We start from the raw sequence: 21,472 nt of genomic DNA, 5'->3' as shown, positions 1-21,472 counted from the left end.
GTGTTCGTTCAACACGGCGTGCTGTCGTCGGCTAGGCGGCCTGCGCCGCCGCGAGCGGCCGGTGTGGTGCGATGATCTGGCCGTCCGGCAGCAGCTCACCGGTGTCCTCGAAGAGCAGGACGCCGTTGCACAGCAGACTCCAGCCCTGTTCGGGGTGATTGGCCACGGGCTGCGCGGCCTCCCGGTCGGCGGAGTCTGCTGACGGGCACGCTGGCTGGTGCTGGCACATGGATGCGTTCTTTCGCTGCGGTGTGGTCTGTGTGCTGCGGCTCGAAGCCTTGTTCATGGCCGCCCCCCGTATCACTTCACTGATGTGGTGTGGTCAGGGTCCCAGTGTTGCCCTACGGACTTCCGTCCGCAGGGATTTCCCGGTAGCTGTCCTCATACAGTGATGACGCATCACTCCTGCGGGCGGTTCAGGTCAACTCCCCTGTCATTTCGGGTGGTTAGGTGGTGGCCCGAGTGGGCTAGGCCGAATGGGCCGTTCGGTTCAGTACGGCTCAAAGGAGTGGTCAGGCGGCCGGGGCGGCCAGTGACGGCGGCGCCGGAGGGGTGAGCCGGTGGGTCAGCACCGGCAGGAGTTCGGACACCGGGTGCGGTCGGTAGGCGGCGATGCCGGGCGGGGCCGGGGCCAGCGGAACGAGCAGATCCGCGGCGGCGGGCAGGCCGGCGGAGGGGTCGGCCCCCACCGCGCCGTGCAGCCACAGGGTCAGCATGTAGAGCTCCGGTACGGACAGCAGTCTCGGCTGGTAGTCCTTGCCGAGCGATTCTGCCTGACGCAGCGCGCGTTCCGTCGCGGCGACGTAGGGTCCCTCGAAGAAGTGGGAGAAGGTCCAGCCGTCCGGAGTCAGCCGGGTGTCGGCGGCGGCGATGAAACGGTCGCCGCTGCGGATCAGGAACCGCCAGCCGGTGAGCCGGGTGCGGGGCGGCCGGCCGCCGGCGGCCAGGTGGGAGGCGTGCAGCCGGTCGAGGACGTGCACCGGAAGCGGGAGTTCGGCGGTCAGGGGCCCCTGGAGTGCGCGCAGGGCCGGGGTGTGCGCCTCGTGGACGGCTGCGGGGGAACCGAGTGCCGCGAGGACGCTGCGCAGGGCGGGCGCGGGAGCCGGAGGGACGTGCAGCGGCATGGTGGGTCGCCTCTCACTTGGGAGACCGGTGGTACGGGGGAATGTACGGACGGCGCTGTCGCATTCTGGGGTCAGAGGGGGGCTGAGGGGCAATGGCCGCGCGCCAACTCTCTGCCTCGTTTGCGGAGTTTATACGACATGTGTTCACACAGTGTTTCGGCTAGCCGTCCCGCCTATTGCCGACAAGACGCTTACCGGTCCCGCTGTCATGGCTTTCATGCCGGTTGCGCGCAAACAGCCCGCGCTGACCTCGGAGGTTACCGGACAGGGGCTCGGCTGGAAAGCGCCGGTTATCCGGAATCGGCAATGTCGACGCGGAATGTGCACGGGGAGAGTTGCCGGGTGAATGTGCCGAAGCGCCCGTCGGCCAAACCGGCGCGCGCTCCCCGCCATGCACGCCCCCTCGGAGTTATCGATCACGGCGCCGGGGCATCATCGACCGTAACGCGCACCTGGGTGCCCATGGCCAGGGCCAGTCGAGGAGGGACGCTTCGATGGGGGAGAAGATCGTGGCAGGCGGATTCGACCTGTCCGATCGGCAGCGGTATCGGAGGAAGCTTCACGAGTGCCTTGAGGGACTGGAGCGGCTTCTGGCGGAGAAGAGGTTCGATCGCCCGAAGAACATGATGGGGCTGGAGATCGAGTTGAATCTCGCGGGTGCCGACGGGTTGCCGCGCATGGTGAATGCCCAGGTTCTGGAGCGGATTGCGAGCCCTGATTTCCAGACTGAACTCGGAATGTTCAACCTGGAGGTAAACGTCCTTCCGCACCGGCTCGGCGGCCGGGTATTCGACCAGCTCGCCGAGGAGCTGAGCGCGGGTTTGGCATATGCCCATCGACAGGCTTCGGAGATCGACGCCGGCGTGGTGATGATCGGAATTCTGCCGACGATCTCGCGCGCCGACCTCGTCACCGCCAACCTCTCGGCGGTGGACCGCTACTCGCTGCTGAACGAGCAGATCCTGACGATGCGGGGGGAGGACTTCACCCTCGACATCGACGGCGTCGAGCGGCTCACGTGGAGCACCGGGTCGATCGTGCCGGAGGCCGCCTGCACCTCCGTACAGCTGCATCTGCAGGTGACCCCGGCGCGGTTCTCGGACGTGTGGAACGCGGCGCAGGCCGTGACCGCCGTACAGATAGCCGTCGGGGCCAACTCGCCGTTCCTGTTCGGGCGCGAGCTGTGGCGGGAGTCGAGGCCGCCGCTGTTCACGCAGGCCACCGACACCCGGCCGCCCGAACTCCAGGCGCAGGGGGTGCGGCCGCGGACCTGGTTCGGGGAGCGCTGGGTGGAATCGGCGTACGAGCTCTTCGCGGAGAACGTCCGCTACTACCCGGCCCTGCTGCCCATTTGCGACGAGGAGGAGCCGCTGCGGGTGCTCGCCGAGGGCGGGGTGCCGGGCCTACAGGAGCTGACGCTGCACAACGGCACGATCTACCGGTGGAACCGGCCCGTATACGGAGTCGCCGACGGGGTCCCGCATCTGCGGGTGGAGAACCGGGTCCTGCCAGCCGGGCCCACCGTGGCCGACGTGGTGGCCAACGCCGCCTTCTACTACGGGCTGGTACGGACCCTCGCCGACGAGCAGCGCCCGGTGTGGAACCGGCTGCCGTTCGCCGAGGCGGAGGCCAACTTCGACGCGGCCTGCCGGTACGGGATCGACGCGCGGCTGCGCTGGCCGCGCCGCAGCCGGGGCGGTGGCGGGGGGCTGGCGAGCGTGCCCGCGGTACGGCTCGTCCTGGACGAGCTGCTGCCGATGGCGGCGGCCGGCCTGGACGCGTGGGGCATCGAGCCCGCCGACCGGGACCACTACCTCGGCATCATCGAGGAGCGGTGCCGGCGCCGGGTGAACGGGTCGACCTGGCAGGTGGACACCTACCACCGGGCGCTGGCCGCCGGGCTGGAGCGGGACGCGGCGCTCGCCGCGACGACCAGGCGGTACAGCGAGCTGATGCACAAGGGCGACCCCGTGCACACCTGGCCCGTCGGCCTCGCGGAGGATGAGGTGAGCGCCTCGGTGCCGATCGGGCGCTGAGCCTGAGCCTGAGCCTGAGCCTGGTCCGTACGGTCCGTACGGTCCGTCCGGTGATTCCGCCGCGGTGATCCCTCCGGCCCGCCGAAGAGGCAGTATGGGGTGGTCGCGAACGCGATGACGCGGCGGGATCAGGACGGGAGTCGGGTGTGCGGACGGAGTCGGAGCCGGTGCTCAAGGAGCTGCGCGGGATCGACCGCGGGATCCTGCGGACCGAGACGCTGCTCGTGCTGGCGCTGTCGCTGGGCGCGAGCGGGTTCTCGGCGCTGATCAGCTTCATCGGCTCGCTCACCAAGCCGGGCGGCCTCAAGGACCAGGCCGCCACGCTCAACGGCTCGTACGCCCCCGGCCGGCCCTGGCTGGACCTGGCCTGGCAGCTGTTCGGCATCGCGACCGCCCTGGTGCCGGTCCTGCTGGTCGCCCATCTGCTGACCCGGGAGGGCGCTCCGGGGCTGCGGGTGCTGGGCTTCGACCGGAGCCGGCCGTTGTGGGACCTGGGCCGGGGCGCGCTGGTCGCCGCCGGGATCGGGAGCGCGGGTCTGGCCTTCTACCTGGCGGCCCGGGCCACCGGCTTCAATCTGACGGTGGTGCCGGAGGCGCTGCCGGACGTGTGGTGGAAGTTTCCGGTGCTGCTCCTCTCCGCGGTACAGAACTCCGTGGTGGAGGAGGTCATCGTGCTGGCCTATCTGCTGCGCCGGCTCGACCAGCTGGGCTGGTCGCCGATGGCCGCGCTGCTGGCCAGCTCCGTGCTGCGCGGTTCGTACCACCTCTACCAGGGCATCGGGGGCTTCATCGGCAATGTGGTGATGGGCGTGGTCTTCGTCCTCGCCTACCGCCGCTGGGGCCGGGTGGGGCCGCTGGTCGTCGCGCACGCCCTGCTCGACATCGTCGCCTTCGGCGGCTACGCCCTCCTGGCGGGCCGTGTGGGCTGGCTGCCGACTCCCTAGTCCCCTGTTCCAGGGAGTCGGCGGCGTCGCCGGATCAGGGGCGGGTGAGCAGTTCGCCGTCCAGAACGGTGACCGCGTGGCCGGTCAGGAGCGTGCGGTCGCCGCGGAGGCGGACGGTGACGAGGCCCTGGCGGGCCCCGCCCTGAAGGCCGACGAGTTCGGTACGGCCCAGCCGCGCGGCCCAGAAGGGGGCCAGGGCGGTGTGGGCACTGCCGGTGACGGGGTCCTCGTCGATGCCGACGGCCGGGAAGAAGCCGCGGGAGACGAAGTCGTAGCCCCGCGAGGGGTCCTCGGCGGGCGCTGTGACGATCACCCCGCGCCCGGTGTAGCCGCGCAGGGTGGCGAAGTCCGGGGTGAGCTCGCGTACCGTCCGCTCGTCCGCGAGCTCGACGACCAGGTCGCCGATGTGCGCGGACGTGTCGTGGACCGAGGCGATCTCGGCGCCGAGCGCGCGGCGGACCGCCGCGGGCGGCTCGACCGGCGTCAGTGAGGACGTCGGGAAGTCCAGGGTGAGCGCGCCGTCCTCGGCGGCCTCCGCCGTGAGGATTCCGCAGCGCGCCGTGAAGCGGATCAGCCCGGGCGCGTGACCGCTCGCCGCCGGACCGAGCTGATTCAGGCTGAGCTGATTCAGGACGTGCGCGGTGGCGAGGGTGGCGTGGCCGCACATGTCCACCTCGGCGGCCGGGGTGAACCAGCGCAGCGCCCAGTCCGCGGTCCCGCCCGGCGGCAGGGGGTGGGCGAAGGCCGTCTCGGAGAGGTTGACCTCGGCGGCGACCTGCTGGAGCCAGGCGTCCGGGGGGAACCCGCCGTCGAGGAGCAGGACTCCGGCGGGGTTTCCGGCGAACGGGCGGTCGGTGAAGGCGTCGACGATACGGAGGCGCATGGCTGCGACCGTAGGCCGCGTTCTTGATCGTAGACAAACGCCAATCGCGGGTGCCTGGCCTTATCGGTCACCCAGTTTCCGATATATCGTTGACCCATCGCGATCGATCAGCGATAGTTGAGACATCGGAACAGAACACACCGATATCGAGATCGACGACGACGAAATGACGAGAGGAGCGCGGCCATGCGTTCACGCGGACAGCACGGACACGACCACGGACATGAGCACGGACGGGGTCACGGCCACTGCGGACCGGACCGTCGGGAGGAGTTCAAGGGGCGGCGCGCCGCCTTCGGCCCGTTCGGACCGCCGTTCGGCGGCGGCCCCTTCGGAGGGCGCGGCGGACGCGGCGGACCGCGCGGCCGGGCCCGGCGCGGCGATGTGCGCGCCTCGATCCTGGCGCTGCTCACCGACCGGCCGATGCACGGCTACGAGATGATCCAGGAGATCGTTGAGCGCAGTGGCGGGGCCTGGAAGCCCAGCCCGGGCTCGGTGTACCCGACCCTGCAGCTGCTGGAGGACGAGGGGCTCATCACCAGCGAGAGCGAGGGCGGCAAGAAGCTGTTCACGCTCACGGACGCCGGCCGCGCCGAGGCGGAGGCGGGCTCCGCCGCGCCGTGGGACGAGGCGGGGCGCGGCTTCGACCGCGAGGCGATGAGCGAGATCCGGACGGCCGGCATCGGCCTGATGGAGGCCTTCGGCCAGGTCTGGAAGACCGGCTCGCCCGAGCAGCGGGACAAGGCCGTGGCGGTCATCAACGACGCCCGCAAGAAGCTCTACCTGATCCTGGCCGACGAGCACTGACCCGGCCGGTGGTTCGAGCGCGCGCCCCGCGAGGTTTCTCGCGGGGCGCGCTGTCGTCCGTACGGGTGGCTGAGCGGGCGGGGCCAGGGCCGGGCGGGCCCGGGTGAGGTCGGGCAGGGCCGGGTGAGGTCAGGCGACCAGGCCGGCCAGCTTGCGGAGCGACTCGTTCAGCGCTGCCGTGGCCGAGTCCTTGAGCTTGCCCGCCATCAGGGAGACGGCGGCTCCGGTGAACTCCCCGTCGATGCGGACCGTGGTGGCCTCGCCGTCCGGGACCAGGGTGTACCGGGTGAGGATGGCCACGCCCATCGGGCCCTTGCCCGTGATGGCGAAGACGCGCTCGTTCTCCAGCTCCGAGACGGTCCAGGCGACCTCGGCCGGGAAGCCCATCATCTTCATGTTCTCCTCGAAGGTGGCCCCGACCGCGAGGGTCTCGGGTCCGCCCTTGGGGAAGTTGGTGTGGGTCATGCTCCACTGGCCGTACGCCGCCCAGTCCGTCAGCTGGGCCCAGAGCTTCGCGGCGGGCGCCTCGATGCGTGATTCCGCGGTGACTTCGGCCATGCGACCACCCCTTCTCGTCGGGTACGTGCGGCGGAACGTAGCCCCGGCGCGCGGAACATTCAATACTGACGACCTGTCAGAAATCCCCCTGGCCGGTCACGGTGGTATCGAGTGCGTCTCAACAGGTGTCATGACCGTGACGGTGCTGACCGGCCCTGTCATGATGGCCCGATGCAAGCGTCAGGGAAGAACGCCGGCCTGGGCCTCGCCCTCGTCTCGGCGTGTGCGTTCGGTGGTTCGGGAGTCGCGGCGAAGCCGCTGATCGAGGCGGGCCTGGACCCGCTGCACATGGTCTGGCTCAGAGTGGCCGGGGCGGCTCTCGTGCTGTCCCCGCTGGCCTGGCGGCACCGGGATCTGGTGCGCCGCAAGCCGTTCCTGCTGGCCGGCTTCGGACTCGTCGCCGTCGCGGGTGTGCAGGCCTTCTACTTCGCCTCCCTGTCCCGCATCCCCGTCGGGGTGGCCCTGCTGCTGGAGTACCTGGGCCCGGCGCTGCTGCTCGGCTACATCCGGTTCGTACAGCGCAAGCCCGTCACGCGGGCGGCCGCGGCCGGGGCGGCGGTGGCCGTCGTGGGCCTGGCGTGCGTGGTCGAGATCTGGGCCGGGCTGAGCCTGGACCCGCTCGGGGTGCTGCTCGGCCTCGCCGCGGCCTGCTGCCAGGCGTTCTACTTCGTCTTCGCGGACCAGGGCACCGACGGGGACGACGTGCCCGACCCGCTCGGTGTGATCGCGTTCGGCATGATCGTCGGCGCGCTGGTGATGACGGCGATCGCCCGGCCGTGGCAGATCGACTGGCAGGTGCTGGGCGGGCGGGCCGCGATGGGCGACACGATGATGCCCGCGCTGGTGCTGCTGGGCTGGGTGGTGCTGATCGCGACCGTCTTCGCGTACCTGACCGGGGTGGTCTCGGTGCGCAAGCTCTCGCCGCAGGTGGCCGGTGTCGTGGCCTGCCTGGAGGCGGTCATCGCGACCGTGCTGGCGTGGGTACTGCTCGGCGAGCACCTCTCGACGCCGCAGATCGTGGGCGGCGCGCTGGTGCTGGGCGGGGCGTTCATCGCCCAGTCCTCCCGGCAGACCCCACCGACCCCGCCGACCCCGCCGGGAGCGGCGGACCCGGCGGCCGCGCCGGAGCGCGAGAAGGCGCGAGCCGCGTAGGGTGGCGATCATGCATTCGACCGTGCTTCCGCCTCCTGCCGCCTAGCGCGGGCGGCTGCCACTCGTAAGAGACCCGTGCCCGGGGAGTTCCCGGGCGGGTTCGTGCTGCTCGCGAAGCGATGACCTGCATCTTTCATCCTTCACGCATGCGCGGAGACACACGTGTCGAATCCTTCGCCCGCTTCTGGGCGCAGTCTGCTGTACCTCGTCATCGCCGGAGCCGCGTGGGGCACCGCCGGGGCGGCGGCTTCCCTGCTCTTCCTGGCCAGTGACCTCGGGCCGATCTCCCTCTCCTTCTGGCGCTGCGCCGGCGGGCTGGTGGTGCTGCTCGGGGTGCTCGCCGTACGCCGGCCGCGGGGGCCGAGGCGGCCGCGGCCGTCGGCGGCTTCGCTGATCGGGACGGGGCTGATGTTCACGCTGTTCCAGGCGGCGTACTTCGCCGCCGTACGGGAGACCGGCCTCGCGGTCGGAACCGTCGTGACCCTCGGCGCCGGGCCGGTGCTGATCGCGCTCGGGGCGCGGTACTGGATGGGCGAGCGGCTCGGCCGGGGCGGGATCGCCGCCGTCGTCGGCGCGCTCGCCGGGCTGGCCGTGCTGGTGCTGGGCAGCGGGGGCGGTGAGGTGCGGCCGCTGGGCGTCGGCTGGGCGCTGCTGTCGGCCGCCGGGTACGCGGGGATGACCCTGCGGGCCCGCCGGCTCGGGCGGCGCGGGGCGGGCGGGGACCCGCTGATCACCACCACCTGGTCGGTCGCGGTGGGCGCGGTGTGCCTGCTGCCGCTCGCGGCGGTGGAGGGGCTACTCCCGCACACCGCCGAACTCGGGCGGGTGCTCTGGCTGCTGGTCTACGTCGCCACCGTGCCGACGGCCCTGGCGTACGCGCTGTACTTCACGGGCGCCGCCGCGGTGCGGTCCGCGACCGTGTCCGTGATCATGCTGATCGAGCCGGTCAGCGCGGCGGTGATCGCCGTCCTGCTGCTGGGGGAGCGGCTGACCGGGGCCGTGGTGCTGGGCACCGTACTGCTGCTGACCTCGGTGGGCGCGCTGATCGCGGACGAGGCGCGGCGCCCCGTGGACGGGCCGCGGGCGCGGCCCGTCCGGGCGGCTCAGAGCGCCGCGAGGTAGTCCGGGGCGGCGATGCCGGGGGCCAGGTCGGCGGACGGGACGGGGGCCCCGTACGTCGGCCCGACCGGGACCACGCCCGCCCAGTGGGGCAGGTCCAGGTCCTCGGCGTCGTCGTTCGGCCCGCCGGTACGGATCTTCGCGGACACCTCGGCGAGGTCCAGCCGGATCACCGCGGTGGCCGCGAGCTCCTTGGCGTTGGAGGGCCGGGAGTCGGCCGAGCGGCCCCGGACGACCTGGTCGACCAGGGCGTCCAGGGCCGTCCGGCACTCGGCCTCGTCGGTGACCTGGTAGGCGGTGCCGTGTACGACCACCGAGCGGTAGTTGAGCGAGTGGTGGAAGGCGGAGCGGGCCAGCACCAGGCCGTCGACGTGCGTCACCGTCACGCACACGGGCAGGCCCGGGTCGGCCTTCCCGGCGGCGAGGAGGGGGCGGGAGCCGGTGGAGCCGTGGAGGTAGAGCGTCTCTCCGACCCGGCCGAAGAGCGTCGGCAGCACCACCGGCGCGCCGTCGCGGACGAAGCCGAGGTGGCATACGTAGGCCTGGTCGAGTATCGCGTGCACCGTCTCGCGGTCGTAGTGCGCCCGCTGGCGGGCGCGGCTCGGGACGGTGCGGTCGGTCGGCTCGTAGGTGCCGGTGGTTTCTGTCGACTCCGTCGTGGTGGTGGCGGTCATGGTGCGCGCTCCGTTGTATTAGTGCATAATGTGGTTTGTGCTAGGAGAGTATCGAATCACAGGGCGGCGCGCATCGGATATCGCGGCCAGCGTCGAAGCGGGCGTGGGCTCGGGCGCGCTCGCGCCGGGAGCGCTGTTGCCGCCGATGCGGGAACTCGCGGGTGTGCTGGGGGTGAACCCGAACACCGTGGCGGCCGCGTACCGGACGCTGCGCGAGCGCGGGGTCATCGAGACGGACGGGCGCCGCGGCAGCCGGGTACGGGCGCGGCCCGCCACGGCGCCGCGCGACGCGCTGCGGATGGAGGTGCCGGCGGGCGTACGGGACCTCCAGACGGGGAATCCGGACATCGCGCTGCTGCCCTCGCTGGAGGCGCCGCTGGCGGCGGCCGCGCGGCGGTACGCGCGGGCGCCGACGCTGTACGGCCAGGAGCCGGTGGTTCCGGAGCTGGAGCGGCTGGCCCGGGCCGGTTTCGACGCGGACGGGGTGCCGGCCGGGCCGGTGGCGGTCACCTCGGGCGCGCTGGACGGCATCGAGCGGGTGCTGTCCGCGCACCTGCGGCCGGGGGACGCGGTGGCGGTCGAGGACCCGGGCTGGTACAGCGTCCTGGACCTGGTGCCGGCGCTCGGGCTGCGGGTGCTGCCGATGGCGGTGGACGATGACGGGCCGGTCGTCGCGGCGGTGGAGCGGGTGCTGGCCGAGGGGGCGCGGGCGCTGGTCGTGACGACGCGGGCGCAGAACCCCACCGGCGCGGCGGTGAGCGCGGACCGGGCGCGGGAGCTGCGGGCGGTGCTGGCGCGGTATCCGCAGGTGCTGGTCATCGACGACGACCACGGGCACGGCATCGTGGACCTTCCGCCGCACGCGCTCGGCGGGGTCACCAGGAGCTGGGCGTTCGTACGGTCCACCGCCAAGGCGTACGGGCCGGACCTGCGGCTGGCGGTGCTGACGGGTGACGCCGTGACGCTGGACCGGGTGCGGGGGCGGCAGCGGCTGGGCCCGGGGTGGGTGAGCCGGCTGCTGCAGTACGCGGTGGTGGAGCTCTGGAGCTCCGGCGCGGTGGACCACGTGGCGGTGGCCCGCGCCTACGGGGAGCGGCGGGACGCCCTGGTCGCGGCGCTGCGGGAGCGGGGCGTACGGGCGCACGGGCGCAGCGGTATGAACGTGTGGGTGCCGGTCGCCGACGAGACGGCGGTGGTGGCCAGGCTGCTGACCGCGGGCTGGGTGGTGGCGCCGGGGGGCAGGTTCCGGGTGGAGTCGGGGCCGGGGGTGCGGGTCACCGTGTCCGGGCTGCGGGTGGCGGAGGTGGCGGAACTCGCCGACGCGCTGGCCGCGGCGGTACGTCCGGCGACGGGCGGCCGCGGCGCCTGACCCGCGGGCCCGCCCCGCGCCGCGCCCCTGTCCGGGGCGCGGCCCGCGCGCCGCCCGGGGCTCCGCTCAGTGTCGGCGGGTCTGGGTCAGGGCCGCTCCCGCCAGGACGATCGCCGCGCCCACCGGGGTGTTCCAGTGGAGCTGTTCGCCCAGCAGCAGCACGCCCGCCGCGGTGGCGATGACCGGGATGAAGTACGCGACCATCTGCGCCGTGGTCGGTCCGACCTCGGTCACCAGGCCGTACTGCATCTGCAGGGCCATCCCCGTACCCAGGGCGCCCAGGGCGATCACCGACAGGGTCGGCCACAGCGGGAACGACGTGGGCGCTGATGTGAACAGGGCGCTGACCAGCAGCAGTTGCAGCGTGGACACCAGGAGCTGCGCGCCGGTCAGGGCCACCGGCGAGCCCGGGGTCGAGGCCAGCGTGCGGCGGACGTAGATCCAGCCGATCGGGTAGCAGAGCGAGGCCAGCAGGGCGAGCGCGGCGCCCTTGGCGTCGATGCCGGAGAAGCCCTGCCAGGCGCCGAGCACGGTGAGCACGCCGAGGAAGCCCAGGCCCAGGCCCGCGAAGCGGCGGCGCGTCGGGCGGTCCTCGGACAGGGCGACCAGCGACAGCGCCATGCCCCACAGCGGGGAGGTGGCGTTGCAGATGCCGGCGAGGCCGGAGGGGATGCTCAGCTCGGCGTACGCGAAGAGGGAGAACGGCGCGGTGTTGAGCAGGAGCGCCGCCACGGCGAGGTGGCCCCAGGTGCGGCGGCCCCGGGGCAGCCGCTCCCGGCGCACCAGCAGCACGGTGAGCAGGGCGAGCGCGCCGAACAGGACCCGTCCGAGGGCGACCTGGAAGGGCGCGTACGCCTCCGTGCCGACCTTGATCAGGAGGAAGCTGAAGCCCCAGACGACGGAGAGGACCGCGAAGCGCACGCGCCAGTCGAGGCGGGCGCCGCGGGCGGGGGCCGCGACGGGGGAGAGGGCGGGGCGGGACGTGGTGGGTGCGCTCATGAGGAGCACTCTGCTCCGCTCAACCTCGTAGGACAAGCGAGATTTTTTGGCGAAGACGGCGTAGCATCGCTTACATGTTGAACTTGGAGAGGCTGCGCACCCTCGACGCCCTCGCACGCCACGGCTCGGTCAGCGGCGCGGCCGACGGACTCCACGTCACCACCTCCGCCGTGTCCCAGCAGATGGCCAAACTGGAGCGCGAGGTCGGCCAGCCGCTGCTCGCTAAGAACGGGCGCGGGGTCCGGCTCACGGACGCCGGGCGGCTCCTCGCCGATCACGCGGCCCGGATCATCTCCCAGGTGGAGCTGGCCCAGGCCGATGTGGAGGCCCAGCGGGGCTGCGCGGTCGGCGAGCTGCGGATCGGGGCGTTCCCGACCGCCATGCGCGGACTGCTGCCCCAGGCGCTGACCGCGCTGCGCGCCGGGCACCCGGAACTGCGGCCCCTGGTACGCGAGCAGGAGCCTGAGGAGAGCATGGCGGCGGTCGTGCGCGGGGACCTCGACCTCGCCCTCGCCATCGACTGGCACAACAAGCGGATGCCGGTGCCGACCGAGCTCACGCGCACGCATCTGCTCGACGACTCCTGCGAGATCGCGGTACCGGCCGGGCACCGGCTGGCCGGCCGCGACCGGATCTCCCTCGCCGAGTTCGCCGAGGACGACTGGATCTCGTGGAAGGAGGGCCAGTTCTGCCATGAGTGGCTGGTCTACACCCTGCGCGGTACCGGAATCGAGCCGCGCATCGCGCACATCGCCGAGGAGCACCACACCCAACTGGCCTTCGTGGAGGCCGGGCTCGGGGTGTGCGTGACGCCCCGGCTCGGACGCGGCCCGGTGCCCGCCGGGGTCCGGTTGCTGCCGGTGTGCGACGCGGTCCGCCGCCACGTGTACGCCGTCTGGCGCGCGGACGCCGACCGCCGGCCCTCGATCCGGGCCGCCGTCGAAGCCCTCAAGTCGGCCGCCCGCGACGTCTAGGCTGCCGCCATGGAGTCCTACACGATCGGTCAGGCGGCGCGGCTGCTTGGTGTGAGCGTCGACACGGCCCGGCGCTGGGCCGACGCGGAGCGCTTCCCCACCCGCAGGGAAGGCACCCGGCGGATGGTCGACGGGCCCGACCTGGCGGCGTTCTGCGTGCAGGCCGCGCAGGAGGGCGCGGACGGCGAGGAGGCCCCGTACACCTCGGCGCGCAATGCCTTTCCCGGCATCGTCACCGCCGTCAAGCTCGGCACGGTCGCCGCCCAGGTCGAGATCCAGGCCGGCCCGCACCGCATCGTGTCGTTGCTGACGCGCGAGGCGGTGGAGGAGCTCGGGCTCGAAGTGGGTGCGCGGGCCACGGCGCGGGTGAAGTCGACCAGCGTTTTCGTCGACCGGCCCTGAACCGCCGGCAGCGACGTAAGGGTTTCGTCATCGGGCCGGGGGTGTGGCGCGGCGGCCGCAGGCGGTTGGATGGAAGGACGCGCCGGCGCTGCCGGCGGCATCGGGTCGAAGGGGATGGTCGTAGTGGTGCGAGGCAGATGGCGATGGGTGCTCCTCGGGGTGGGCGTGGTCGCGTTCGGGGCCGGGCTGTACTGGTTCCAGCCGTGGAAGCTGTGGGAGAACGCGACCGTACGGGAGGCCCTGCCGGGCCCGTCGGCGACCGGAGCCGCCGCGCCCTCGGCCGTGCCCTCGGCGGCGCAGCCCCGCACCGTGGCCGAGGGGGCGTTGATCAGCCATGAGCACACCACCACCGGCACCGCGAAGGTGATCCGCCTCGGCGACGGCTCGTACACCCTGCGCCTGGAGAACCTCGACACCAGCAACGGCCCCGACCTGCGGGTGTGGCTGACCGACGCCCCGGTCAAGGAGGGGGTGGACGGCTGGCGCGTCTTCGACGACGGCAAGTACGTCAGCCTGGGCAAGCTCAAGGGCAACAAGGGCGACCAGAACTACGAGATCCCGGCCGGGCTGAACCTGTCCGAGTACACCAGCGTCGCCATCTGGTGCGACCGCTTCGACGTGTCCTTCGGGGCGGCTCCGCTCGCGTCGCACGCGTAGGCCCTGTCCGGGCGGTCTTCGTGGATTGGTCCGAGCGCCGGAGTGGCGTTCTTCGCCCGGGCCGTCCGTGCGGTTCAGGGACGGCGCTCCCGGTTGGCGTGGGCGGATCGACGGCGGTGGCAGACTGGCCGGTGATCCGCCGAAGGGAATACCGCGTTGTCCATGTTCAATAACCTCCGCCGGGCCGTGAGCCGCGGCTACCGGCGGGCCGTCGACCTCAGCCACCCGGCCCGCTCCCCGCTCGGCAGCGCGGTGGTCAACTGCGTGGTCTACCAGGGCGGCGTACGGCAGGACGGCTGTGCCGAGGTCGAGGAAGCGCTGCGGCGGGTGCGCAAGACGGGCGACGGGTTCGTCTGGATCGGCCTCCACGAGCCTTCGCAGCAGGAGCTCGCCGGGCTTGCCGCGCTGTTCGGCCTGCACCCCCTCGCCGTCGAGGACGCGGTCAACGCGCACCAGCGTCCCAAGGTGGAGCGCTACGACGACACCCTGTTCGCCGTCTTCAAGACCGTCCGCTACGTCGAACACGAGGAGCTGACGGCGACCAGCGAAGTCGTCGAGACCGGCGAGCTGATGGCCTTCACCGGCGAGGACTTCGTCATCACGATCCGGCACGGCGGCCGGGGCACGCTCGGCCCGGTCCGGGAGGAACTCGAAGCCTCGCCGGAGCAGCTGGCCAAGGGGCCGGCCGCCGTACTGCACGCGATGGCCGACCACGTCGTGGACGACTACGTGGCCGTCACGGACGCCGTGCAGAACGACATAGACGCCGTCGAGACCGCCGTGTTCAGCGAGCACGGGGGACGCGGCGACGCCGGCCGGATCTACCAGCTCAAGCGGGAACTCCTCGAACTCCGCCGGGCGGTGGCCCCGCTGAGCCGTCCGCTCCAGCAGCTCGCCACGCAGCCGATACCGGTCATCCCGCCGGAGATCCGTACGTACTTCCGCGACGTCTCGGACCATCTCACGCGCGCCACCGAGCAGATCAACTCCTACGATGCGCTCCTCGACTCCATCCTGCAGGCGCACCTCGCGCAAGTGACCGTCGCGCAGAACGAGGACATGCGCAAGATCACGGCGTGGGCGGCGATCGTCGCCGTGCCGACCATGGTCTGCGGGGTCTACGGCATGAACTTCGACAACATGCCCGAACTGCACTGGACTTACGGGTACCCGGCCGTCGTCGGCGTCATGGCCGTCGCCTGCTTCATCATCCACCGGGGCTTCCGGCGCAACGGCTGGCTCTAAGACTTGATCCGCAATTCACCAGAGGGTGAGCTGTGGACTGCGGCCGGGGCGGTGTCCGGGCTTTCCGGCGTGGTCACGCGCGGGGCGTGTCTCATCCGGGGTCGCTCGGTTCCGCTGTCCGGCGGTTCGGGGAGCAGAGGTCTCACGGTGTTGCCGTGGGACTGCCACGCGTCCCGGCCGCCGGGGCGGTTTCGGGCTCGGTGTGGTTGACTCCCGCAGCGCTTCTTCCAGCGCATGTGCATAGGTGATCTGTGCGTGCCCGGACGCTGTGGTGTCCAGGTACGCGGACTTCGGGTCGTCCACATCTTCGAAGCGGACGAACGCGGCCAGCGCGGCGGACACGAGGTCCCGCTTGCCGACGAGCCCGCAGGCGAGGCACTTGTGCTCCCGGTCCCGCAGCGTCTTGCGTACCCGCTCGCCGCACAGGCAGTGCTGGGACAGGGCCGTTGACCAGGTGGAGGCCCGTACGAGCTTGCCCCCGGCGGCTTCGCACTCCACCTTGAGGGCGGAGATCAGCATCCCCGGTGTGGTCTGGGAGAGCCGCTTGCCCCACAGCCGGTACCAGGTACGGATGTCGCAGTCCTCGACTACGAGCACGGGGCCGTGGGCGGCGATAATCTCACGGGCGACCAAGCGGGCGCGGCGCCTGCGGTGCTCGGCGATGCCGGCGGCGTGTTCGCCCTGGCGGGCCCGCTGCTCGCGGTACCGGTTCGACAGGGTGTCGCGCCGGTATTCCTGCTTCGGTACCCCATCCGACCGGGCGTCGCGGGCACCACCGGGCACCGTCACCGCCTTGGGCTTGAGCCCGTTCTCGGCACGCCTGGAGGCGCGTGCGCTCTGCTTCTTCGACAGCCCGTACTGATGGGCGTTCGTCGCCCGCCGTGAGCGCTCCAGCGCCCGCGCCCGGCCCCGCCGCTTCTTCGCCTGCTTCTCCAACAACCGCTGCTCGGCGTCGGTGAGCCTGATCTCGGTGGACACGGGCGCGCCGGTGGTGAGGCCGGCGGGGAAGGAGACGATCGACAGGTTGGAGACGTTGCCGTCCACCCCGCCGATCCGGTCGAGCTGGGCGGCGCGGTCGCGCATGGCCCGGACGGCGGGGGCAGTGTAGCCGGGGCCGAGGACCATCATGTGCGCCTCGTACACCCAGCCGCCCGGCGCGGACGCCTTCCGGCGCCGTACCAGGTCCACCTTGTGCCAGGCCAGCGGGTTGGACAGGAAGTGCCGCACCCGCGCCCACTGGCCGGGCCGCTGCGGAATGCGAACGGGGAGAACGAGGTCACCCCGGTTGCCGTCGGGTCCTCCGGCGAACACCACGGCGAGCGGGCCGGTGTGGTCCCACCACGTGGCCTTGCGCATGCCGGGCTTGCCCGCAGTGGTGAGCTTGCCCGTGGGCACCCGGCCGGCCGGCACGGTCGGCTTCGGCATCCGGTGCGGCTGCGTCAACGCCTGCTGACCGCCGTCGGTGTAGGCCATGGCATGGCCGGTCAGGGTGCCGACCAGGCGGAAGGTCTCCCACTTGTTCTCGGTCGTGTGGGAGCGGGCGCGGCCCGGAATCCGGATGAAGTCGTGCCAGCGGCCGGTCTTCGGCCGTCCGAACCGGGTGCCGGTGGCGTCGGGGAACAGGTGCCGCTGCACGCCGTTCCACACCTCGTCAGCCATGTGCATGGCCAGGGCCTTGGAGGCGTGATGCTTCAAGTGCCCAGAGCCTTCAAGGTGCTTGTACGCGCACCGCTCCAACCCTTCGCGGGACAGGCCGAGGCGCTGCCGCACTGCCTTTCCGCTGTCGCGGTCGCGCTCACACTTCGCGGCCCAGTAGGCATCGACCTTGGCGCGGGCATCGCGCTGCACGGCGCGCTTGATCGACCACATCGCGCCGTACAGCTTCTCCAGCCGGGCGAGGTCGGCGGGATCGGTGACGGCCAACGGCAGCACCATGATCGAAACGATCCCGTCGTCGGGCTTGGTCCACTTCGGGGCCTTGTTCTTCCCCCGGAACTTCCGCGCCTGGTCAGCCCGCACTCTTCGTCACCCCCTGTCGCGATTACCTCACTTACGGTACATCATTTCGTGAGGTCAGCTTCCGAAGACTCGATAGGTCGGTCCTCAGTGGAGGGAGCGAAGCCGCCCCAAGCCCGGGGATTAATTCGCCTATCCCGTGTCGAAGGTCAACGTCACCAGCCTGCGGCAAAGTTCCTTGCCGTACTGGACCGGACTGCCGGTCAAAGCGCTCCTCACCCTGGTCGCCCGCGTCGCCGCCCTTTCTGCCCCGCCGCGGGCGGCCGTGGGCGCTCTGCTGGACACCGGGTACCCCCGGCCGCCCTCGCCTCACACCGTCGATCGCCGAGCTCCACAACCTCGAGATCGGCACCGTCTGAATTACGGATCAAGTCTTAGTGACTCGTTCCGGCGGGGAGAGGGGTGTTCCGCGCTCCGGATATCTGGTAGGAAAGTTTCCTAACGGAATCGGACCTCAACCCCCGTATGGAGGCCCTGTGTTCACCTCCCAGCGCAAGACCATGGCGATCGGCGCCTTACTCGGAACGGTGCTCCTCGCCGCCCCGGTCGCGGCGCACGCGACGGCGGCCCCCGCCACCGCCCCCACCGCGGCGGCAGCGGCGGTCGCCGCCGTCGGGCTCGACGACCCGGCGAAGAAGGACATCGCCATGCGGATCGTCTCCAGCGCCGAGAACTCCTCGCTCGACTGGAAGGCGCAGTACAAGTACATCGAGGACATAGGCGACGGCCGCGGCTACACGGCCGGCATCATCGGCTTCTGTTCCGGCACCGGCGACATGCTCGACCTCGTCGAGTACTACACGCAGGTCAAGCCGGGCAACGTCCTCGCCAAGTACCTTCCAGCCCTCCGCGAGGTGGACGGCAGCGACTCGCACGCCGGGCTCGACCCGAACTTCACCAAGGACTGGGCGAAGGCCGCCCAGGACAGCGAGTTCAAGAAGGCCCAGGACCACGAGCGCGACCGGGTCTACTTCAACCCCGCCGTCAAGCAGGGCAAGGCCGACGGGGTCGGCGTGCTCGGCCAGTTCATCTACTACGACGCCATCGTCATGCACGGTGACGGCACCGACTCCACCAGCTTCCGCAACATCCGCAAGCGCGCCCTGTCCAAGGCCAAGCCCCCGGCCCGGGGCGGCAGCGAGACGGCCTGGCTGAACGCCTTCCTCGACGCCCGGGTCTGGGCGATGAGGCAGGAGGAGGCGCACAGCGACACCAGCCGCGTCGACACCGCCCAGCGCGTCTTCCTGAAGAAGGGGAACCTGAACCTCAACACCCCGCTCGACTGGAAGGTCTACGGGGACTCCTTCCACATCGGCTGACGCCCCACCGCGGCCCGGGCCGGCCCCCTCCTCCCCGACCCGGGCCGCGGTGTCGCGGTGCGGTAACGATGTGGGTAACGATCGAGACGGCTCCCGGGGTGTCAAGTAGGTGTGGGGCGCGGATGTTTCGGACTTCCGGGGACACGACGCCACTCCCGTGCTCCGTGGACGCATATTCGATGCCGGAAATCTTGTCGTGCGGCCGATTTGCCTGCCTGGGATCTGGCTTGACCGCGACGTAAGGGGGGCATAAGTTCTGCCCCGGCTTGCTCCAGCAGGACGGGCCCGAACTACCGTCCTCTGGGGGGACTCGTGAACCACTACACCGACGTTCTGAAGAAGTACGCCACCTTCTCCGGCCGCGCCCGCCGCCAGGAGTACTGGATGTACACCCTCTTCAACGTGGGCATCATCATCGTCCTCGCGATCCTCGACGCCGTGCTGAGCACCGGCCCGCTGCTCGTCGGCATCTACGTCCTCGCCGTCTTCCTGCCGAGCCTGGCGGTCACCGTCCGCCGTCTGCACGACCTCGGCAAGTCCGGCTGGTGGTACTTCATCTCCCTCGTCCCGTTCATCGGCGGCATCTGGCTGCTCGTCCTGACGGCCACCGCGGGTCAGCAGCAGCCGAACGAGTACGGCCCGGACCCCAAGGCCATCCACGCCTGACCTGGCGTGCATGCCTGAACTGCCTGAGCGCCGCCCCGGCTGGGAACAGCCGTGGGCGGCGCTTTCGCCGTTCCGGGGCCCGCGTGACGCGGGTCTCGCCGAGACTCGGGCAGGGGGCTGTCCAGACCTGCCCGATCACGAGATATCTTGATGTCGAGCAATGTTGCAGACGAGAGACGCAGACTGTGGAGCGGAGCATCCGGTGACTGACTCGACCATCATCTACACGCACACTGACGAGGCCCCGGCCCTCGCGACGTATTCGTTCCTGCCTGTGATCCAGGCGTACGCGTCGACGGCCGGTGTGAATGTCGAGACCCGTGACATCTCCCTGGCCGGTCGGATCATCGCCAGCTTCCCGGAGTACCTGGAGGAGAGCCAGCGGATCGCCGACGCCCTCCACGAGCTCGGTGAGCTGGCGAAGACGCCCGAGGCCAACATCATCAAGCTGCCCAACGTCTCGGCTTCGATCCCGCAGCTGAAGGCCGCGATCGCCGAGCTCCAGGGCCAGGGCTACGCCCTCCCGGACTACCCGGACGACCCGAAGTCCGACGAGGAGCGCGAGATCCGCGCCCGCTACGACAAGATCAAGGGCAGCGCCGTCAACCCGGTCCTGCGCGAGGGCAACTCCGACCGCCGCGCCCCCGCCTCGGTCAAGAACTACGCCAAGGCCCACCCGCACCGCATGGGCGCCTGGGTTCCCGAGTCGAAGACGAACGTCGCCACCATGGGCGCCGACGACTTCCGCTCCACCGAGAAGTCCGCCGTGATCTCCGAGGCCAGCACGCTGCGCATCGAGCACGTCGCCGCCGACGGCGCCACCACCGTGCTGCGCGAGTCCGTACCGGTCCTCGCCGGTGAGGTCGTGGACGCGGCCGTGCTGCGCGCCGCCGCCCTGAACACCTTCCTCGCCGAGCAGATCGCCCGCGCCAAGGCCGAGGGCGTGCTCTTCTCCGTGCACCTCAAGGCCACGATGATGAAGGTCTCCGACCCGATCATCTTCGGCCACGTGGTCCGCGCCTTCTTCCCGAAGACCTTCGCGCGCTACGGCGAGACCCTCGCCGCCGCCGGCCTGTCCCCGAACAACGGCCTCGGCGGCATCCTGAACGGCCTCGCCGCGCTGCCCCAGGGCGCCGAGATCAAGGCCTCCCTCGACGCCGAGATCGCCGAGGGCCCGGCCCTCGCGATGGTCGACTCCGACAAGGGCATCACCAACCTGCACGTGCCGTCCGACGTCATCGTCGACGCGTCGATGCCGGCCATGATCCGCACCTCCGGCCACATGTGGGGCCCGGACGGCCAGGAGGCCGACACCCTCGCCGTCCTGCCGGACAGCAGCTACGCCGGTGTCTACCAGGTCGTCATCGACGACTGCCGCGCCCACGGCGCGTTCGACCCGTCCACCATGGGCTCGGTGTCGAACGTCGGCCTCATGGCGCAGGCGGCCGAGGAGTACGGCAGCCACGACAAGACCTTCGAGATCGCCGCCGCGGGCACCGTCCGCCTCGTCGACACCAAGGGCAACGTGGTCCTGGAGCAGGAGGTCGCCGCCGGTGACATCTTCCGCGCCTGCCAGGCCAAGGACCTGCCGATCCGCGACTGGGTCAAGCTCGCCGTCACCCGCGCCCGCGCCACCGGCGTCCCGGCCGTCTTCTGGCTGGACGAGGGCCGCGCGCACGACGCGCAGCTGATCGCCAAGGTCAAGACGTACCTCGCCGACCACGACACCGAGGGTCTGACCATCGAGATCCTCTCCCCGGTCGAGGCCACCGCGTACTCCCTGGAGCGCATCCGCCGCGGCGAGGACACCATCTCGGTGACCGGCAACGTGCTGCGCGACTACCTGACCGACCTCTTCCCGATCCTGGAGCTGGGCACCAGCGCCAAGATGCTGTCGGTCGTCCCGCTGATGAACGGCGGCGGCCTCTTCGAGACGGGCGCCGGCGGCTCCGCCCCGAAGCACGTCCAGCAGCTGGTCAAGGAGAACTACCTGCGCTGGGACAGCCTCGGCGAGTTCTTCGCGCTCGCGGCCAGCTTCGAGCACCTCGCGACCACCACCGGCAACGCTCGCGCCCAGGTGCTGGCCGACACCCTGGACCGCGCGACCGGCACCTTCCTCAACGAGGACAAGTCGCCGACCCGCCGTGTCGGTGGCATCGACAACCGCGGCAGCCACTTCTACCTCGCCATGTACTGGGCGCAGGAGCTGGCCAAGCAGACCGACGACGCCGAGCTGGCGGCCGCCTTCTCGGGCCTCGCCAAGACGCTGGCCGAGCAGGAGCAGACCATCGTCGGCGAGCTCATCGCCGTCCAGGGCTCCCCGGCCGACATCGGCGGCTACTACCTCCCCGACGCCGCCAAGGCCTCGGCGGTCATGCGTCCGTCCGCGACGTTCAACCAGGCGATCGCGACCCTGGGCTGACCCCAGCGGTAGGCAGCGGTACGCGTAGGCAGCAGTACGAGTTCCGCCCCGGCCGGCATCGCGCCCGGCCGGGGCGGACCCGTATCCGGGTCGAAAACAGGCGGCA

The 21,472-nt window shown here is 71.3% G+C and carries 20 protein-coding genes; 13 read left to right on the top strand and 7 right to left on the bottom strand.

Annotation, left to right across the window (positions count from 1 at the left end; translation table 11 throughout):
• Positions 1-31 precede the first annotated feature (31 nt).
• Together MTF65_RS06525 and MTF65_RS06520 are read right to left on the bottom strand one after the other, a co-directional pair.
• A complete protein-coding gene (locus MTF65_RS06525) occupies positions 32-229 on the bottom strand; it encodes a DUF5999 family protein (protein WP_279398568.1) in 198 nt (65 codons plus the stop codon).
• A 283-nt stretch (positions 230-512) separates the two neighbouring features.
• The gene (locus MTF65_RS06520; protein WP_243627220.1) at positions 513-1,124 is read right to left on the bottom strand and encodes a hypothetical protein; all 612 of its coding nucleotides are present in this window, start codon (positions 1,122-1,124) and stop codon (positions 513-515) included.
• Between the two features lie 494 nt (positions 1,125-1,618).
• On the opposite strand from MTF65_RS06520, the gene MTF65_RS06515 reads away from it, so the two are divergent.
• Together MTF65_RS06515 and MTF65_RS06510 are read left to right on the top strand one after the other, a co-directional pair.
• Positions 1,619-3,160, top strand: a complete 1,542-nt coding sequence (locus MTF65_RS06515) for a glutamate-cysteine ligase family protein (RefSeq protein ID WP_243627219.1) — start codon at positions 1,619-1,621, stop codon at positions 3,158-3,160.
• 146 nt (positions 3,161-3,306) lie between these two features.
• Positions 3,307-4,104: a CPBP family intramembrane glutamic endopeptidase gene (locus tag MTF65_RS06510; protein ID WP_243627218.1), complete on the top strand. Its 798-nt coding sequence runs from the start codon at positions 3,307-3,309 to the stop codon at positions 4,102-4,104.
• A 34-nt stretch (positions 4,105-4,138) separates the two neighbouring features.
• Here MTF65_RS06510 and MTF65_RS06505 read toward each other — a convergent pair whose 3' ends face one another.
• A complete protein-coding gene (locus MTF65_RS06505; RefSeq protein ID WP_243627217.1) occupies positions 4,139-4,987 on the bottom strand; it encodes a PhzF family phenazine biosynthesis protein in 849 nt (282 codons plus the stop codon).
• Between the two features lie 186 nt (positions 4,988-5,173).
• Here MTF65_RS06505 and MTF65_RS06500 point away from each other — a divergent pair, with 186 nt between their 5' ends.
• Complete coding sequence (locus MTF65_RS06500; RefSeq protein WP_243627216.1) at positions 5,174-5,794, top strand: PadR family transcriptional regulator; 621 nt, start codon at positions 5,174-5,176, stop codon at positions 5,792-5,794.
• Between the two features lie 129 nt (positions 5,795-5,923).
• On the opposite strand, the gene MTF65_RS06495 is transcribed toward MTF65_RS06500, so the two are convergent.
• Positions 5,924-6,352, bottom strand: coding sequence for an SRPBCC family protein (locus MTF65_RS06495; protein ID WP_243627215.1), 429 nt, complete (start codon positions 6,350-6,352; stop codon positions 5,924-5,926).
• A gap of 171 nt (positions 6,353-6,523) precedes the next feature.
• Between MTF65_RS06495 and MTF65_RS06490 the strand changes: the two genes are divergently transcribed.
• Both MTF65_RS06490 and MTF65_RS06485 read left to right on the top strand, forming a co-directional pair.
• The gene (locus MTF65_RS06490) at positions 6,524-7,504 is read left to right on the top strand and encodes a DMT family transporter (RefSeq protein WP_243627214.1); all 981 of its coding nucleotides are present in this window, start codon (positions 6,524-6,526) and stop codon (positions 7,502-7,504) included.
• Between the two features lie 162 nt (positions 7,505-7,666).
• The gene (locus MTF65_RS06485) at positions 7,667-8,626 is read left to right on the top strand and encodes a DMT family transporter (protein ID WP_243627213.1); all 960 of its coding nucleotides are present in this window, start codon (positions 7,667-7,669) and stop codon (positions 8,624-8,626) included.
• On the opposite strand, the gene MTF65_RS06480 is transcribed toward MTF65_RS06485, so the two are convergent.
• On the bottom strand, positions 8,608-9,297 hold the full coding sequence (locus MTF65_RS06480) for a pyridoxamine 5'-phosphate oxidase family protein (RefSeq protein ID WP_243627212.1): 690 nt from the start codon (positions 9,295-9,297) through the stop codon (positions 8,608-8,610). The genes MTF65_RS06485 and MTF65_RS06480 overlap by 19 nt on opposite strands.
• 37 nt (positions 9,298-9,334) lie before the next feature.
• Here MTF65_RS06480 and MTF65_RS06475 point away from each other — a divergent pair, with 37 nt between their 5' ends.
• Positions 9,335-10,666: an aminotransferase class I/II-fold pyridoxal phosphate-dependent enzyme gene (locus MTF65_RS06475; RefSeq protein WP_243627211.1), complete on the top strand. Its 1,332-nt coding sequence runs from the start codon at positions 9,335-9,337 to the stop codon at positions 10,664-10,666.
• A 66-nt stretch (positions 10,667-10,732) separates the two neighbouring features.
• Here MTF65_RS06475 and MTF65_RS06470 read toward each other — a convergent pair whose 3' ends face one another.
• On the bottom strand, positions 10,733-11,665 hold the full coding sequence (locus tag MTF65_RS06470) for a DMT family transporter (protein ID WP_243627210.1): 933 nt from the start codon (positions 11,663-11,665) through the stop codon (positions 10,733-10,735).
• A 74-nt stretch (positions 11,666-11,739) separates the two neighbouring features.
• Here MTF65_RS06470 and MTF65_RS06465 point away from each other — a divergent pair, with 74 nt between their 5' ends.
• The 4 genes from MTF65_RS06465 (at position 11,740) to corA (ending at position 14,943) form a co-directional block, all read left to right on the top strand.
• Positions 11,740-12,639, top strand: a complete 900-nt coding sequence (locus MTF65_RS06465) for a LysR family transcriptional regulator (protein WP_243627209.1) — start codon at positions 11,740-11,742, stop codon at positions 12,637-12,639.
• Positions 12,640-12,648: 9 nt separating this feature from the next.
• Positions 12,649-13,041 (top strand): molybdopterin-binding protein, encoded by a 393-nt coding sequence (locus MTF65_RS06460; protein ID WP_243627208.1) that lies wholly within the window; start codon positions 12,649-12,651, stop codon positions 13,039-13,041.
• A gap of 114 nt (positions 13,042-13,155) precedes the next feature.
• Positions 13,156-13,698, top strand: coding sequence for a DM13 domain-containing protein (locus MTF65_RS06455; protein ID WP_243627351.1), 543 nt, complete (start codon positions 13,156-13,158; stop codon positions 13,696-13,698).
• 162 nt (positions 13,699-13,860) lie between these two features.
• Positions 13,861-14,943, top strand: coding sequence for a magnesium/cobalt transporter CorA (corA, locus tag MTF65_RS06450; protein WP_243627207.1), 1,083 nt, complete (start codon positions 13,861-13,863; stop codon positions 14,941-14,943).
• A 15-nt stretch (positions 14,944-14,958) separates the two neighbouring features.
• Here the strand turns inward: corA and MTF65_RS06445 are convergent, their stop codons facing one another.
• On the bottom strand, positions 14,959-16,962 hold the full coding sequence (locus tag MTF65_RS06445) for a transposase (RefSeq protein WP_243627206.1): 2,004 nt from the start codon (positions 16,960-16,962) through the stop codon (positions 14,959-14,961).
• 497 nt (positions 16,963-17,459) lie between these two features.
• Between MTF65_RS06445 and MTF65_RS06440 the strand changes: the two genes are divergently transcribed.
• The 3 genes from MTF65_RS06440 (at position 17,460) to MTF65_RS06430 (ending at position 21,366) form a co-directional block, all read left to right on the top strand.
• Complete coding sequence (locus MTF65_RS06440; RefSeq protein ID WP_243627350.1) at positions 17,460-18,278, top strand: chitosanase; 819 nt, start codon at positions 17,460-17,462, stop codon at positions 18,276-18,278.
• Positions 18,279-18,590: 312 nt separating this feature from the next.
• Positions 18,591-18,944, top strand: a complete 354-nt coding sequence (locus MTF65_RS06435) for a DUF805 domain-containing protein (RefSeq protein WP_243627205.1) — start codon at positions 18,591-18,593, stop codon at positions 18,942-18,944.
• A gap of 202 nt (positions 18,945-19,146) precedes the next feature.
• Positions 19,147-21,366, top strand: coding sequence for an NADP-dependent isocitrate dehydrogenase (locus MTF65_RS06430; protein WP_243627204.1), 2,220 nt, complete (start codon positions 19,147-19,149; stop codon positions 21,364-21,366).
• Positions 21,367-21,472: the final 106 nt, after the last annotated feature.

This window comes from Streptomyces sp. APSN-46.1, from assembly GCF_022815725.1.
Classification (GTDB): domain Bacteria; phylum Actinomycetota; class Actinomycetes; order Streptomycetales; family Streptomycetaceae; genus Streptomyces.
Note: the sequence above shows the minus strand (reverse complement) of the source record. Positions and strands in the feature narration are given on the sequence as shown.

Excerpts from the sequence above, each read along its gene's own strand:
- MTF65_RS06525 (WP_279398568.1), bottom strand. The coding sequence starts at position 229 with ATGTGCCAGCACCAGCCAGCGTGCCCGTCAGCAGACTCCGCCGACCGG.
- MTF65_RS06500 (WP_243627216.1), top strand. The coding sequence starts at position 5,174 with ATGCGTTCACGCGGACAGCACGGACACGACCACGGACATGAGCACGGA.
- MTF65_RS06440 (WP_243627350.1), top strand. The coding sequence starts at position 17,460 with ATGGCGATCGGCGCCTTACTCGGAACGGTGCTCCTCGCCGCCCCGGTC.
- MTF65_RS06505 (WP_243627217.1), bottom strand. The coding sequence starts at position 4,987 with ATGCGCCTCCGTATCGTCGACGCCTTCACCGACCGCCCGTTCGCCGGA.
- MTF65_RS06465 (WP_243627209.1), top strand. The coding sequence starts at position 11,740 with ATGTTGAACTTGGAGAGGCTGCGCACCCTCGACGCCCTCGCACGCCAC.
- MTF65_RS06490 (WP_243627214.1), top strand. The coding sequence starts at position 6,524 with ATGCAAGCGTCAGGGAAGAACGCCGGCCTGGGCCTCGCCCTCGTCTCG.
- MTF65_RS06495 (WP_243627215.1), bottom strand. The coding sequence starts at position 6,352 with ATGGCCGAAGTCACCGCGGAATCACGCATCGAGGCGCCCGCCGCGAAG.
- MTF65_RS06480 (WP_243627212.1), bottom strand. The coding sequence starts at position 9,297 with ATGACCGCCACCACCACGACGGAGTCGACAGAAACCACCGGCACCTAC.
- MTF65_RS06460 (WP_243627208.1), top strand. The coding sequence starts at position 12,649 with ATGGAGTCCTACACGATCGGTCAGGCGGCGCGGCTGCTTGGTGTGAGC.
- MTF65_RS06515 (WP_243627219.1), top strand. The coding sequence starts at position 1,619 with ATGGGGGAGAAGATCGTGGCAGGCGGATTCGACCTGTCCGATCGGCAG.
- MTF65_RS06455 (WP_243627351.1), top strand. The coding sequence starts at position 13,156 with ATGGTCGTAGTGGTGCGAGGCAGATGGCGATGGGTGCTCCTCGGGGTG.
- MTF65_RS06470 (WP_243627210.1), bottom strand. The coding sequence starts at position 11,665 with ATGAGCGCACCCACCACGTCCCGCCCCGCCCTCTCCCCCGTCGCGGCC.
- corA (WP_243627207.1), top strand. The coding sequence starts at position 13,861 with ATGTTCAATAACCTCCGCCGGGCCGTGAGCCGCGGCTACCGGCGGGCC.
- MTF65_RS06520 (WP_243627220.1), bottom strand. The coding sequence starts at position 1,124 with ATGCCGCTGCACGTCCCTCCGGCTCCCGCGCCCGCCCTGCGCAGCGTC.